Here is a 12,395-nt window from a genome sequence, read left to right as displayed (position 1 = left end):
AAACCTGTTGGGCGATAACGGGCGCGGCGATGCGCGCCCGATCCAGCGGCAGTAGAAAGTGAGCTCGTCAGGCGGGCTTCAGCCAGCTCTCGGTCAGCGCGCCCCAATACGCCGCGCCGGTCAGCAGGATGTCGTCGTTGAAGTCGTAAGCGGGGTTGTGGACCATCGGCCGCGAAACGCCATTGCCGATGAACAGGTAGGCGCCGGGGCAGCGTTGCAGCATCCAGGCGAAGTCTTCGCTGCCCATGAGTTTGGGCGTGTTGCCGTCCACCGCGTCGGCACCGAGCAGCTCGATGCCGACCTGCCGGGCGAACTCGGTTTCAGCGGCGTGGTTGACCAGCACCGGGTAGGCCGGGCGATGTTCGATCTGCGAACTGCAACCGAAACTGCGGGCCTGGGATTCGATGATCGCGCGCACCCGGTCGAGGGTTTTCTCGCGGACTTCGGCGTTCAGTGCACGCAGGCTCAGGCGCAAGATGGCTTGTTGCGGAATGACGTTGGCGGCCTCACCGGCCTGCAAGGCACCGACGGTCACCACAGCGGCCTGCTGCGCGTCGATGTTGCGCGCAACCACGGTTTGCAGGGCCATGACCACACTGGCCGCCGCCACCAGCGGGTCCACCGCCAGATGCGGCATCGAGCCGTGTCCGCCCACGCCTTCGATGACCACCGTGAGCAAATCCTGGGACGCCATCATCGGCCCTTCACGGAAGCCCAGATGCCCGGCCGGCAAGCCCGGCATGTTGTGCATGCCGAACAGCGCGTCGCAGGGAAACCGTTCCAGCAGGCCATCGGCGAGCATCGCTTCGGCGCCGCCCTGACCTTCTTCGGCGGGCTGGAAAATCAGGGTCAGGGTGCCGTCGAACTGACGAGTCGCGGCGAGGTAGCGCGCGGCGCCCAACAACATTGTGGTGTGGCCGTCATGACCACAGGCGTGCATGCAGCCCTGATGCCGACTGCTGTAAGCCGCGCCGGTATTCTCGAGGATCGGCAAGGCGTCCATGTCCGCCCGCAGCCCGAGTTTGCGTGAACTGTTGCCGTTGCGCAGGACGCCGACGACGCCGGTCTTGCCGATCCCGGTATGAACTTCATAACCCCACGCTTCGAGGGATTTGGCCACTAGCGCCGAGGTGCGGTTTTCCTCGAAGCCAAGTTCCGGGTGGGCGTGGATGTCCTGGCGCGTCGCGTGCAGGTCGCTGGCCACGTCGTTGAGCCAGGCAAGAATGTGCTGATGTCGGGTCATGACGATTGTCCTCGGGCCGGGTGTATTCCCGTTCTTTTTGTTCGCAGTGATTTCGCGACACATCAAGGCAGGTCGCGCTCACCGCCAGATAACCGCGAGTTCGGCGCGAGGACAATCGAATGTGGTTCCACCACGTGGAACCTGAGGAGCGCAGCAACCCGTGTAGCAGCTGGCGAAGCCTGCGTTCGACGGCGAAGCCGTCGTAAAACCTGACACTGCGGTGTTTCAGGTAAACCGAGGTGGCAGGATTGGCGACTGCTGCGCAGCCGAACGCAGGCTTCGCCAGCTGCTACAAGAACTGTGGTGTTCAGGGATTCAGGCGGCAGCCTTGGCGTTCGCTGATCCATTGCGCGCTGTTGCTGCGGCCCATGCCGCTGACGGTGACGCGCTTGCTGGCAGTGTCATCGGTAAAGCCACGGGTCGGCAGCCACTGCTTCACATAGCTGTGGCAGTACTCGACCGGGTTGTTCATCACGTAACGGCACGAACAATATTCCTTGGCGGTGTAGGCGCTGATGATGTCCGGGAATGCCCACAGCGCCACGCGCTCCTGCCAGATCCAGCCAAGCAAGGCGATCAGCAGGATCAACAACAGCGTGCTGAACGGTCGGCGACGAACAAAGATGCGACGGCTCATGGCTGCACCTTCGCGGCAAATGCCTTGAGCGCGAGTTTGAGCAAATCGTTGTGCCGGTAGCTGCCGTCGCGGTCATCGCCGTAGCGCACGATCACCAGGTTTTCGCTGGGAATCACGTACATCGCCTGACCCCAATGGCCCAGCGCGGCGAAGGTGTCGTCGGGTGCATCGGGCCAGGGTTTTGCCGCGCCATCCGCTGCTCGATTGAGCCACCAATGGCCGCCGGGTACGGCGTCGTCTTGATGGGCTTGATAATGGGCGAACGGTTCGCGATTGAAGGCGACCCAGTCCTTGGGCAGCAGTTGCCGCTCGCCCCAACGGCCGTCGCGGGCCATCAACAGACCGACTCGGGCCAAATCCCTGGCGGTGAGGTAGGCATAGGATGAAGCGACGAAGGTTCCCGTGGCATCGCTTTCCCAGACTGCGTGGCGAATCCCCAAGGGCTCGAACAGAGCCGTCCATGGATAGTCCGGATAGCGGGTCGGGCCGACGATATTTTTCAGCGCGGCGGACAACAGATTGCTGTCGCCACTGGAGTAACGGAATGCCTCACCGGGTTTGGCGTATTCAGCGTGATCGGCGGTGAACGCGGCCATTTCCGGGTGACCGCGGGTGTAGAGCATCGCGACCACCGAGGATTTCAACGGCGCGTATTCATAGTCTTCCTGCCAGTCCAGCCCCGAGGCCCAATGCAGCAGGTCGGCCATGGTCATCGTCGGGTGTTTTTCCAGCGGTGGATAAAATTTCTGCACCGGGTCCGGGAGCTTGAACAGACCTTCGCCATAGGCCACGCCGAGGACCGTGGCCATCAGGCTTTTGCTGATGGACCAGGTCAGGTGCGGGGTGTCGGCCGTGGTCGGGCCGGCGTAGCGTTCGTAGATCAACTGGCCGTCGCGGATCACCAGCAAGGCGTCAGTGCGGATGCCTTTTCGGGTGGCCTCATCACGGGGTGGGAAGGCGTAAGTCTCCAGGGCTTGAAGCGCCGGCCCGGTGACGGTCGGGGCGGTCGGCCATTGCTCGGCAGGCCAGTATTCGGCGTGGGCGGTGAGGCTGAGCAGGAGCATAAAAACCAGGGACAAGCCTTTGGACATGGTGGGGGCTCGGAGGGATGGACCTGCTGAGCCTAGTCGCGGTTGATGACAGTTTTGAAATTTGTATCGCCCGTCAGGCCGCCTTCGCGAGCAAGCCCGCTCCCACAGGGTCTGTACAACGCAGATCCAATGTGGGAGCGAGCTTGCTCGCGATGAGGCCCGTCAGATCGCCGCCAACGCCTTGGCCAACCGCGTCCCCCGCGCACCCGCCGCCAAATCCAACACGCCCTGATCGCGTTGCCACATCGCCGCCCAATGCTGCGGGCCATCGGCCAGTGCCTGAGCCACCTCGGCCTTCAACCCATCGAACTGCGCAAACAAGCCACCGAGCAACACATGCCCGGACGGATTATTCGGCGCCTGCCGGCTGACTTCCGCACACCCGGCCAGCAGCGCCAGCAACCGCAGTTGCAAGGCTTGCGGCCAGTCACTGTCCTGGGCAATGCCGTACAGCCAGGCAGTCATGGCGCTCAGAACGTAGATGTCTTCAAGGGTGCGGAACGGTTTGATGTAAGCATCCCAGCCATCCCCCGCCAACAGTTCGCACTGAGCGTTATCGAGAAACAGCCGGCCATGGCTGATGTCTGGCATCAACGGGATCGCCGGTAACTTTTCCAGACGCACGCCGGGTTCATCGGGATAGACCACCGCCAGACTCAGGCGCGGTTTTTCGTCGGGAGCTTCACTGCGGGCCGCGATCAGCAACCAATCGGCGGCATCGCCTGCGGTGACAAAATCCTTGCGCCCGCTCAGACGCAAATCGTGCAGACGGGTCTGCATGTCCGTCACCCGCAGGCTGCGCTGTTCGGTCGCGCACAAGGCGCCGAGGCTCAGCGGCGCGCTCGGCCAAAGCATGCGCAACGCGGCCTGATAGCCCACCAGAAACGCCAGGCCCGGCGTCGACATCAAACGCCCGCCGGCCACCGCCAATTCGAACGGTGTGACGTTGCCCAACTGGTGCAACAAGGTCGCGAACCCCTCGCCCAGGTCCGGGTTGGCGGGCAGACGATCGCGGCGGCGCAGCAGGTTTTGCCAGGGCATAAGAGGCTCCTCGTGGGCTGTCATATAAGCATCACCAAAGCTTCATGGCGATGACACCGGGGCTACATAGCCTGACTTTGCACAACACGGCTGCATAAAGAAAGTCGATCGGCTGCAACCCACGACGGGTGAACGGCCCGTACGGAGATTCGCAATGACTCAGATCGCCCGCATCAGCGACACCGGCAATGAACGCCGCCTGCAAGCCGAACGCCTGGTGGGCGCCGAGGCCTTGCAGGAAGCCCAGGCCCTGCGCTTCAACGTGTTCAGCGGCGAATTCAACGCCAAGCTGAAAGGCGCGGAGCTGGGTCTGGACATGGATGACTATGATGTTCACTGCGCCCACATCGGCGTGCGTGACTTGAACTCCGGGCGTCTGGTGGCGACCACCCGTTTGCTCGACCACACGGCCGCCAGCAGCCTGGGCAAGTTCTACAGCGAAGAAGAATTCAGCCTGCATGGCCTGGTCCATCTGAAAGGCCCGATCCTGGAAATCGGCCGCACTTGCGTCGACCCGGCCTACCGCAATGGCGGCACCATCGCCGTACTCTGGGGCGAGCTGGCCGAAGTGCTGAACCAGGGCGGCTACAGCTATTTGATGGGTTGCGCGAGCATCCCGATGCAGGACGGCGGCATTCAGGCCCACGCGATCATGCAGCGCCTGCGCGAACGCTACCTGTGCACTGAACACCTGCGGGCCGAACCGAAAAAGCCGCTGCCGAGCCTCGACATCCCGTCCAACGTCATCGCCGAAATGCCACCGTTGCTTAAGGCTTACATGCGTCTTGGCGCGAAGATCTGCGGCGAGCCGTGCTGGGATGAAGACTTCCAGGTCGCCGACGTATTCATCCTGCTAAAGCGCGACGAACTCTGCCCGCGTTATGCCAAGCACTTCAAGGCGGCCGTGTGATGAGTCGGTTACGGGTGTACGCGCGGATTGCGCGAGTGTTGGTGGTGGTGGCGCTGGGTTTGAGTATGGCCAGTCTGTTCGGGTTGTTCGAACGTCTGGGGATTGCTCATTCGATGGTCCGTCGCCAGCGCTGGTCGCGATTTTTCATGGCGCGCCTGAGCAATGCCCTGCCCTTTCGCGTGACCCTGCACGGTGAATTGCCGAAGGCGCCGATGCTCTGGGTCAGCAACCATGTGTCCTGGACCGACATTCCGCTGCTGGGCATGCTCACGCCGCTGTCGTTCCTGTCCAAGGCCGAAGTGCGCACCTGGCCGGTGGCGGGCTGGCTGGCGGCCAAGGCCGGCAGTTTGTTCATTCGTCGCGGGTCGGGCGACAGCCAGTTGATTCGCAAACAGATGACCCGTCATCTGGAGCAGGAACATCCGCTGCTGATGTTCCCGGAAGGCACCACCACCGATGGCCGTTCGTTGCGCACTTTCCACGGTCGATTGCTGTCTGCGGCGATCGACTCCGAAGTGAAGTTGCAACCGGTGGCGATTCGTTATCTGCGCGACGGAAAGCTCGATTCACTGGCGCCGTTCATTGGCGATGATGATTTGCTCTCGCACTTGATGCGCTTGTTTGCCCATGATCGGGGTGAGGTGGAGATTCATTTGCTCAAGCCGATCGCGTGTGAAGGTCGCGAGCGTGCGGCACTGGCGTTCGAGGCGCAGCAGGCGGTGCAGAAGGCGTTGTTTGGGGCGATCCCGGAAACACAGCAAGTCCCAATGCGCCCGGCGATTGCGGCCTGACACCTGTCTACTGAAGGAACAAAAATCCCCTGTGGGAGCGAGCTTGCTCGCGATGGCGGCTTCACATTCAACAAAGATGTTGAATGACACACCGCAATCGCGAGCAAGCTCGCTCCCACATTTGTTTTATGTCGTTGAGTAGTTCTGCGCGAAATCCTGAAGCTGCGGATAGAACAATCTGAAATCCTCGCTCAACGGTTCATACAACACCCGCAATTCCTGCATCGCTGCGGCCAGCTCCTCCGGTCGCGTCAGCCTCCGTGAAATCCCTCGCAGCACCTGCTCAAGCACCGCAAACTCCCGATAAGAACCCAACCAGTCATTGGCCACCATGTGCGGCGCGATCTGCGCCAGACGTTCCGGCAATTGCGCCTCGGCGGACAGCACCCGGTACACGCCCGAAGTGAATTGCTCCAGTGGCTGATCGGCGTACAGCGTCCAGTCCCGGGCCAGGCAATGGTCGAAAAACACGTCGAGCACGATCCCGGCGTAACGCCGGCGGGTCATGGAAAACCGTGACAACGAAACGTCCACCAACGGATGGCGGTCGGTAAAGACATCGATGCTGCGATGCAGCTGGATGGCCGCTTCGATCTCCGGATCGAACTGCCCTTGCAGCCGCCCTTTGACGAAATCGCCATACAGACTGCCGAGCAATTGACCGGGGCGCTGGCCACCGAGGTGCAGATGTGCGAGATAGTTCATGCGCGCAGCTTAGCACTGCGCCTTTGTATCGTTACACTCAACATATCGTTATAACTCGATATACCGAATTACTAGGTCGTCAGACCAAAATCATATTGGTATATCGCGAAGTACCGATTTAAAATTCGCCTCATCGCGATATAGCGTTTTACTCATCACGAGCCCAAACCATGACCATCGACCTCGACGAAATAATAAAAGCCCTGGCACACCCAGTACGCCGAGACATCCTCATCTGGCTGAAAGATCCCAAAGCCCAGTTCCCGGAACAGATCCACAACCACGAGTACGGCATTTGCGCCGGACAGATCGATCAACGCTGCGGCCTGTCGCAGTCGACCGTGTCCGCCCATTTGGCGAACTTGCAACGTGCGGGACTGATCAGTAGCCAGAAAGCCGGTCAATGGCACTTCTTCAAACGCAACGAGGACGTGATTCAGGCGTTCCTCGATGCCATCGTCAAGGAGCTCAGCGCTCCGGCAAGGAATTAACAATGCCCCTCTCGCTACTCATTCTGGCCTTGAGCGCCTTCGCCATCGGCACCACCGAATTCGTCATCATGGGCTTGCTACCCGATGTGGCGGCCGACCTCGGTGTGTCGATCCCCGGCGCCGGCTGGCTGGTGACCGGTTACGCCCTGGGCGTGGCCATCGGTGCGCCGTTCATGGCACTGGCCACCTCTCGATTGCCGCGCAAGGCCGCGCTGGTAGCGTTGATGGGCATCTTCATCATTGGCAACCTGCTCTGTGCAATGGCGACCGACTACAACGTGCTGATGTTCGCCCGTGTCGTGACCGCCCTCTGCCACGGTGCGTTCTTCGGCATTGGTTCGGTGGTGGCAGCGGGTCTGGTGCCGGCTAACAAGCGCGCTTCGGCGGTGGCCCTGATGTTCACCGGGCTGACCCTGGCCAACGTGCTCGGCGTTCCGCTGGGCACCGCGCTCGGTCAGGAAGCCGGCTGGCGTTCGACCTTCTGGGCGGTGACCGTGATTGGTGTGATCGCATTGATCGGCCTGATCCGTTTCCTGCCGGCCAAGCGTGATGAAGAGAAACTCGACATGCGCGCCGAACTGCGTGCCCTCAAAGGCGCCGGGATCTGGCTGTCCCTGAGCATGACCGCGTTGTTCGCAGCTTCCGTATTCACCCTGTTCACCTACGTCGCTCCGCTGCTCGGCGATGTCACCGGCGTCTCGCCCAAAGGCGTGACCTGGACCTTGATGCTCATCGGCCTGGGCCTGACGGTCGGCAACATCATCGGCGGCAAGCTGGCTGACAAAGGCATGGCCGCGACGCTAATTGGCGTCTTCATCTCGATGGCCGTGATCTCGACCGTGCTGACCTGGACCAGCGTTGCGCTGATCCCGACCGAAATCACCCTGTTCCTCTGGGCCACCGCGTGCTTTGCCGCCGTGCCCGCCCTGCAAGTGAACGTCGTGACCTACGGCAAAGCCGCACCGAACCTGGTGTCGACCCTGAACATCGGCGCTTTCAATATCGGCAACGCACTGGGTGCCTGGGTCGGTGGCAGCGTCATCGCCCACGGTTTCGGCCTGACCAGTGTTCCTCTCGCGGCAGCCGCACTGGCGGTACTCGCCCTGCTGGTGACCCTGATTACCTTCCGTCAGAGCGGCAATCCCGAACTGGCCCCTGCTACCAACTGATCTCTACAAGAGAGCTATTTCATGACGACTATTTTCGATCCGATCAAACTGGGCGACCTTGAGTTGGCCAACCGCATTATCATGGCGCCGCTGACCCGTTGCCGCGCCGACGAAGGCCGCGTGCCAAACGCGCTGATGGCCGAGTACTACGTACAACGCGCCTCGGCCGGCCTGATCCTCAGCGAGGCCACGTCGGTCACGCCGATGGGCGTCGGCTACCCGGACACCCCGGGTATCTGGTCCAACGATCAAGTGCGTGGCTGGGCCAATGTGACCAAGGCAATTCACGGCGCGGGCGGCAAGATTTTCCTGCAACTGTGGCACGTCGGCCGTATTTCCCACGGGTCGTACCTGGGCGGTGAAGCGCCGGTCGCACCGAGCGCCATTCAGCCAAAAGGTCATGTCAGCCTGGTTCGCCCACTGGCCGACTTCCCAACCCCACGCGCCCTGGAAACCGCTGAAATCGCCGACATCGTCGACGCCTACCGCGTCGGTGCCGAGAACGCCAAGGCGGCTGGTTTTGACGGTGTGGAAATCCACGGCGCCAACGGTTACCTGCTCGACCAGTTCCTGCAAAGCAGCACCAACCAGCGCACCGACAACTACGGCGGTTCCGTGGAAAATCGTGCGCGCCTGTTGCTGGAAGTGACCGATGCCGCGATCGAAATCTGGGGCGCTGGCCGCGTTGGTATGCACCTGTCGCCCCGTGCCGATCTCCATGACATGGGCGACGACAACCTGTCCGAGACCTTCACTTACGTCGCTCGCGAACTGGGCAAACGTGGCATCGCCTTCATCTGCTCCCGCGAGAAAGAAGATGGCGACAGCCTGGGTCCACAATTGAAAGAAGCATTCGGCGGCCCATACATCGTCAACGAACGCTTCACCAAAGACAGCGCCAACGCCTGGCTCGCCAGCGGCAGGGCTGATGCGGTGGCCTTCGGCGTGCCATTCATTGCCAACCCTGACTTGCCGGCACGGTTGAAGGCCGATGCGCCGCTGAACGAGGCGCGTCCTGAACTGTTCTACGCCAAGGGCCCGGTCGGCTACATCGACTACCCGGTGTTGTAAGCGTCCCCCCTTGAAACACAAAAGCCCCGACTCGAAAGAGCCGGGGCTTTTGCGTATGGAAGATCAAAGGATCGCTGCTTTCGGCAGCTACAGGGTGTACGCCTTTCGAATAATGTAGGCGCTATCGAAGGCTGCGATCTTGTCAGCGCTTGCGCTGTCCCCAGGCCACCGCAAGACCGCTGAGGCAAATCACCGCAATCCCGATCACGCCGAAGCTGTCCGGGGTATGGTCAAAGATCAAATACCCGTACATCCCGGCAAACAGGATCTGTCCGTAACTGAAGGGGGCCAGCATCGCCGGTGCCGCATGGCGGAAGGCCTGGGTCAGCAACATGTGGCCGAGCATGCCGCAAGTGCCCAGGCCAATCATGAACAGGCCGTGCAGCAACGTCGGCGTACTCCAGAAGAACGGCAACAGCGCACTCATGATCAGGCTGTTGAGAATGCCGGTCAGAAAGTTGCTGGTGGTCGGGCTGTCGATACCGCTGAGCAGGCGGGTGAGCAATTGATAGAAGCCAAAACACAAGGCCGAGCACAGTGGCAACAAGATCGCCGGGGTGAACAGAGCGCCGCCGGGCCGCACGACGATCAACACGCCGACAAATCCACCCAGTACCGCCAGCCACTGATTGCGTGTTACCCGCTCATGCAGCAACGGTACAGACAATGCGGTTACTAATAACGGTGCAAGAAAGGTGACGGCCGTGGCCTCAGCCAAGGGGATGTAACGCAGACCGGTGGTGAAAAACAAGCTGGTGCCGATCAAACACAGGGCGCGTAATAACTGCAGTCCGGGACGCTTGGTGCGCACCACCGCCAAAAAACCACTGCGCGGCACGAAAATCACCAGCATCAACAAGGTGTGCACCACGTAGCGCGCCCAAACCACCATCACGATCGGGTAGAAGCCGGACAGGTACTTGGACAACGTGTCGTGGCTGGCGAACAACAATACCGCCAGACAGATCAGCGCTATGCCCTTGATCGGCTGCTCGACGCCCTTGTAGCCCGGGTCGTTCACACTCATTCACACACTCGACACAAAATCCCTACAAAATACGTAGCTCGCTACCTATCAACCTGGCGAACGTACGTATATAAAAGCACCCCATTACAGAAAGGCGAGCGACGCAGGGATATTCCCCGCTTCAAGTCTTGACACAAACTGATCCAATTACACACTTTGTTTCATTTGCGCAGGCTGGGGCTGAAGCGCAGCATGTCCAACCCTGTATCGACCCAACGCTCGGCGTCGATGTGCAGTTCAAAGCTGTCGGGCGCCAACAGCCACTGATACAGGATGCCATCGATATAAGCATGAATGCTGATGGCCGCGCGGGCCGTATCGAGGTTTTCCGGTAACTGCCCCCGATTGACCGCATTGCTCAGCGCCAGGGCGATTCGCACATTGCAATCAAGGCTGACCTCTCGGCGCTGCTGGCGCAGGTCGCACATTTCATCGGTGAATTCGCACTTATGAAACAGAATCTCATTGATGCGTCGGGTTTTCGGGTCCAGGGCAACTTGATGAAACAAATGAATCAGCAGCTTGCGCATACAGCCGAGGGGATCGAGTTCATCTTCACTTTCACTGGCCTTGGCCATTTCATCCAGCGGCTCTTGCAGGGTATCAAGCATGGCCTGCACCAAATCCGCCTTGTTGCTGAAATGCCAGTAGATAGCGCCGCGCGTGACCCCGGCCAGGGTAGCGATATCCGCCAGTGTCGTGCGCGCCACGCCCCTTTCGTAAAAGGCTTTTTCTGCCGCTTCCAGTATCTGGCTGCGGGTTTCTTGAGCTTCCTCTTTGGTGCGACGGACCATGGCAGTACAACCTCAATCAGGATGCTTCAGCGATGCCTGAACATCCGCTGAATAAAAGTGGGGCGAGCGCTCTTGGGCGTCTTCCCCGGCCTACAATTCGAACCCTTGAACGGCTTTTGTAATGGTGTGGATACGCGGCCAAGGTATTTACAAACAACCATGAACGTAAGTATATTACTTAGCAAGCTACTTATCCACTCAGCGCACATTTTTTACCTTTCCACATTTCTAGTGCGCAAATTGCGCGCCTGACCCGAGGATTTTCATGCAATTCAAGCCAGCTGTTACCGCTCTGGTCACCGCCCTCGCCTTGGCATCGCTGCTCAGCGGATGCAAAAAGGAAGAGGCGGCACCTGCCGCACCACCCCCTCAGGTCGGCGTCGTTACTCTGCAACCTCAAGCCTTCACCCTGACCTCCGAACTTCCGGGCCGTACCAGCGCGTACCGCATCGCCGAAGTTCGCCCTCAGGTCAACGGCATCATTCTCAAGCGCCTGTTCAAGGAAGGCGGCGACGTCAAGGCCGGCCAGCAGCTGTATCAGATAGATCCGGCCGTTTATGAAGCCACCCTGAAAAGCGCCGAAGCCAACCTGCAACAGACCAAATCGATCTCCGACCGCTACAAGCAGTTGGTCAACGAACAGGCCGTGAGCCGTCAGGAATACGACACAGCCCTGGCCAACCGGTTGCAATCGGAAGCCGCCCTGCAAAGCGCCCAGATCAATGTGCGTTACACCAAGGTTTACGCACCACTCTCCGGCCGCATCGGCCGCTCGACCGTGACTGAAGGCGCGCTGGTCACCAGCGGCCAGGTCGACGCGATGGCGGTGATTCAGCAACTGGACCCAATCTACGTCGACGTGACCCAGTCTTCGGTTGAGCTGCTGGAACTGCGCCGCGAACTGGAAAGCGGCCGTCTGCAAAAGTCCGGCGACAACGCGGCCAAGGTCAAGCTGACCCTCGAAGACGGCAGCGAGTACAAACAGGAAGGCAAGCTCGAGTTCTCGGAAGTCTCGGTGGACCAGACCACCGGTTCCGTGACCTTGCGTGCGGTATTCCCCAACCCTGACCACACCCTGCTGCCAGGCATGTTTGTACACGCCCAATTGCAGGCCGGTGTGAACAGTGCAGCGATCCTCGCCCCGCAACAAGGCGTGACCCGTGATCTCAAAGGCACCCCGACCGCGCTGGTCGTCGGTCCGGACAACAAGGTCGAACTGCGTCAGCTCAAGGCCAGCCGTACTGTCGGTAGCCAGTGGCTGATCGAAGACGGTCTGAAGGCCGGCGATCGACTGATCACCGAAGGGCTGCAATTCGTTAAACCTGGCGTCGAAGTAAAGGCCAGTGAAGCGACTAACGTTGGCGCAAAGAACCCGGCCCCCGCAAAAGTAGCTGACAAGGCTTCCAGCGGCAAAGGGGAGTAAAC

At 60.6% G+C, this 12,395-nt stretch carries 13 protein-coding genes; 6 read left to right on the top strand and 7 right to left on the bottom strand.

Annotated features, from left to right (window positions below):
• Positions 1-67: 67 nt before the first annotated feature.
• The 4 genes from AC3IUE_RS07030 to AC3IUE_RS07015 all read right to left on the bottom strand — a co-directional run bounded on the left by AC3IUE_RS07030 (position 68) and on the right by AC3IUE_RS07015 (position 4,012).
• Positions 68-1,243 carry a M20 aminoacylase family protein gene (locus AC3IUE_RS07030; protein WP_489266404.1) on the bottom strand — a complete coding sequence of 392 codons (1,176 nt, stop codon included), beginning with the start codon at positions 1,241-1,243 and terminating at the stop codon, positions 68-70.
• A gap of 307 nt (positions 1,244-1,550) precedes the next feature.
• Positions 1,551-1,880: an amidase gene (locus AC3IUE_RS07025; RefSeq protein ID WP_489266402.1), complete on the bottom strand. Its 330-nt coding sequence runs from the start codon at positions 1,878-1,880 to the stop codon at positions 1,551-1,553.
• Positions 1,877-2,971, bottom strand: coding sequence for a serine hydrolase domain-containing protein (locus AC3IUE_RS07020; protein ID WP_489266400.1), 1,095 nt, complete (start codon positions 2,969-2,971; stop codon positions 1,877-1,879). Before AC3IUE_RS07020 ends, AC3IUE_RS07025 begins: the two co-directional genes overlap by 4 nt.
• A 162-nt stretch (positions 2,972-3,133) precedes the next feature.
• Positions 3,134-4,012 (bottom strand): acyl-CoA dehydrogenase middle domain-containing protein, encoded by an 879-nt coding sequence (locus tag AC3IUE_RS07015; RefSeq protein ID WP_489266398.1) that lies wholly within the window; start codon positions 4,010-4,012, stop codon positions 3,134-3,136.
• A gap of 154 nt (positions 4,013-4,166) precedes the next feature.
• Here AC3IUE_RS07015 and olsB point away from each other — a divergent pair, with 154 nt between their 5' ends.
• The gene (gene olsB, locus AC3IUE_RS07010; RefSeq protein ID WP_056739359.1) at positions 4,167-4,922 is read left to right on the top strand and encodes an L-ornithine N(alpha)-acyltransferase; all 756 of its coding nucleotides are present in this window, start codon (positions 4,167-4,169) and stop codon (positions 4,920-4,922) included.
• On the top strand, positions 4,922-5,713 hold the full coding sequence (locus tag AC3IUE_RS07005) for a lysophospholipid acyltransferase family protein (protein WP_489266396.1): 792 nt from the start codon (positions 4,922-4,924) through the stop codon (positions 5,711-5,713). Before olsB ends, AC3IUE_RS07005 begins: the two co-directional genes overlap by 1 nt.
• A 126-nt stretch (positions 5,714-5,839) precedes the next feature.
• Here AC3IUE_RS07005 and AC3IUE_RS07000 read toward each other — a convergent pair whose 3' ends face one another.
• Entirely contained in the window at positions 5,840-6,418 is a 579-nt protein-coding gene (locus AC3IUE_RS07000; RefSeq protein ID WP_489266394.1) for an acyl carrier protein phosphodiesterase, read from the bottom strand.
• Between the two features lie 170 nt (positions 6,419-6,588).
• On the opposite strand from AC3IUE_RS07000, the gene AC3IUE_RS06995 reads away from it, so the two are divergent.
• From AC3IUE_RS06995 to AC3IUE_RS06985, 3 genes are read left to right on the top strand one after another with little or no spacing between them, the layout of a single operon-like run.
• Positions 6,589-6,909 carry an ArsR/SmtB family transcription factor gene (locus AC3IUE_RS06995; RefSeq protein WP_056739353.1) on the top strand — a complete coding sequence of 107 codons (321 nt, stop codon included), beginning with the start codon at positions 6,589-6,591 and terminating at the stop codon, positions 6,907-6,909.
• Positions 6,910-6,911: 2 nt separating this feature from the next.
• Positions 6,912-8,078, top strand: coding sequence for an MFS transporter (locus AC3IUE_RS06990; RefSeq protein WP_489266392.1), 1,167 nt, complete (start codon positions 6,912-6,914; stop codon positions 8,076-8,078).
• Positions 8,079-8,099: 21 nt separating this feature from the next.
• Complete coding sequence (locus AC3IUE_RS06985; protein WP_056739351.1) at positions 8,100-9,149, top strand: alkene reductase; 1,050 nt, start codon at positions 8,100-8,102, stop codon at positions 9,147-9,149.
• A gap of 142 nt (positions 9,150-9,291) precedes the next feature.
• On the opposite strand, the gene AC3IUE_RS06980 is transcribed toward AC3IUE_RS06985, so the two are convergent.
• Positions 9,292-10,176: a DMT family transporter gene (locus AC3IUE_RS06980; RefSeq protein WP_056739349.1), complete on the bottom strand. Its 885-nt coding sequence runs from the start codon at positions 10,174-10,176 to the stop codon at positions 9,292-9,294.
• 161 nt (positions 10,177-10,337) lie between these two features.
• Positions 10,338-10,970 carry an efflux system transcriptional repressor EmhR gene (emhR, locus tag AC3IUE_RS06975; protein WP_056739348.1) on the bottom strand — a complete coding sequence of 211 codons (633 nt, stop codon included), beginning with the start codon at positions 10,968-10,970 and terminating at the stop codon, positions 10,338-10,340.
• 265 nt (positions 10,971-11,235) lie between these two features.
• On the opposite strand from emhR, the gene emhA reads away from it, so the two are divergent.
• Positions 11,236-12,393 carry an efflux RND transporter periplasmic adaptor subunit EmhA gene (emhA, locus tag AC3IUE_RS06970; RefSeq protein WP_056739346.1) on the top strand — a complete coding sequence of 386 codons (1,158 nt, stop codon included), beginning with the start codon at positions 11,236-11,238 and terminating at the stop codon, positions 12,391-12,393.
• The last annotated feature ends 2 nt before the right edge of the window (positions 12,394-12,395 follow it).

It is taken from the genome of Pseudomonas sp. GL_093 (assembly GCF_057837605.1).
The sequence above is the reverse complement of the archived record's forward strand: the minus strand, read 5'-3'. Positions and strand labels throughout refer to the sequence as shown.

Coding starts and splice junctions, on each gene's coding strand:
- AC3IUE_RS07000 (WP_489266394.1), bottom strand. CDS start 6,418: ATGAACTATCTCGCACATCTGCACCTCGGTGGCCAGCGCCCCGGTCAA.
- olsB (WP_056739359.1), top strand. CDS start 4,167: ATGACTCAGATCGCCCGCATCAGCGACACCGGCAATGAACGCCGCCTG.
- AC3IUE_RS06990 (WP_489266392.1), top strand. CDS start 6,912: ATGCCCCTCTCGCTACTCATTCTGGCCTTGAGCGCCTTCGCCATCGGC.
- AC3IUE_RS07015 (WP_489266398.1), bottom strand. CDS start 4,012: ATGCCCTGGCAAAACCTGCTGCGCCGCCGCGATCGTCTGCCCGCCAAC.
- AC3IUE_RS07025 (WP_489266402.1), bottom strand. CDS start 1,880: ATGAGCCGTCGCATCTTTGTTCGTCGCCGACCGTTCAGCACGCTGTTG.
- AC3IUE_RS07020 (WP_489266400.1), bottom strand. CDS start 2,971: ATGTCCAAAGGCTTGTCCCTGGTTTTTATGCTCCTGCTCAGCCTCACC.
- emhR (WP_056739348.1), bottom strand. CDS start 10,970: ATGGTCCGTCGCACCAAAGAGGAAGCTCAAGAAACCCGCAGCCAGATA.
- AC3IUE_RS06995 (WP_056739353.1), top strand. CDS start 6,589: ATGACCATCGACCTCGACGAAATAATAAAAGCCCTGGCACACCCAGTA.
- emhA (WP_056739346.1), top strand. CDS start 11,236: ATGCAATTCAAGCCAGCTGTTACCGCTCTGGTCACCGCCCTCGCCTTG.
- AC3IUE_RS06980 (WP_056739349.1), bottom strand. CDS start 10,176: ATGAGTGTGAACGACCCGGGCTACAAGGGCGTCGAGCAGCCGATCAAG.
- AC3IUE_RS06985 (WP_056739351.1), top strand. CDS start 8,100: ATGACGACTATTTTCGATCCGATCAAACTGGGCGACCTTGAGTTGGCC.
- AC3IUE_RS07030 (WP_489266404.1), bottom strand. CDS start 1,243: ATGACCCGACATCAGCACATTCTTGCCTGGCTCAACGACGTGGCCAGC.
- AC3IUE_RS07005 (WP_489266396.1), top strand. CDS start 4,922: ATGAGTCGGTTACGGGTGTACGCGCGGATTGCGCGAGTGTTGGTGGTG.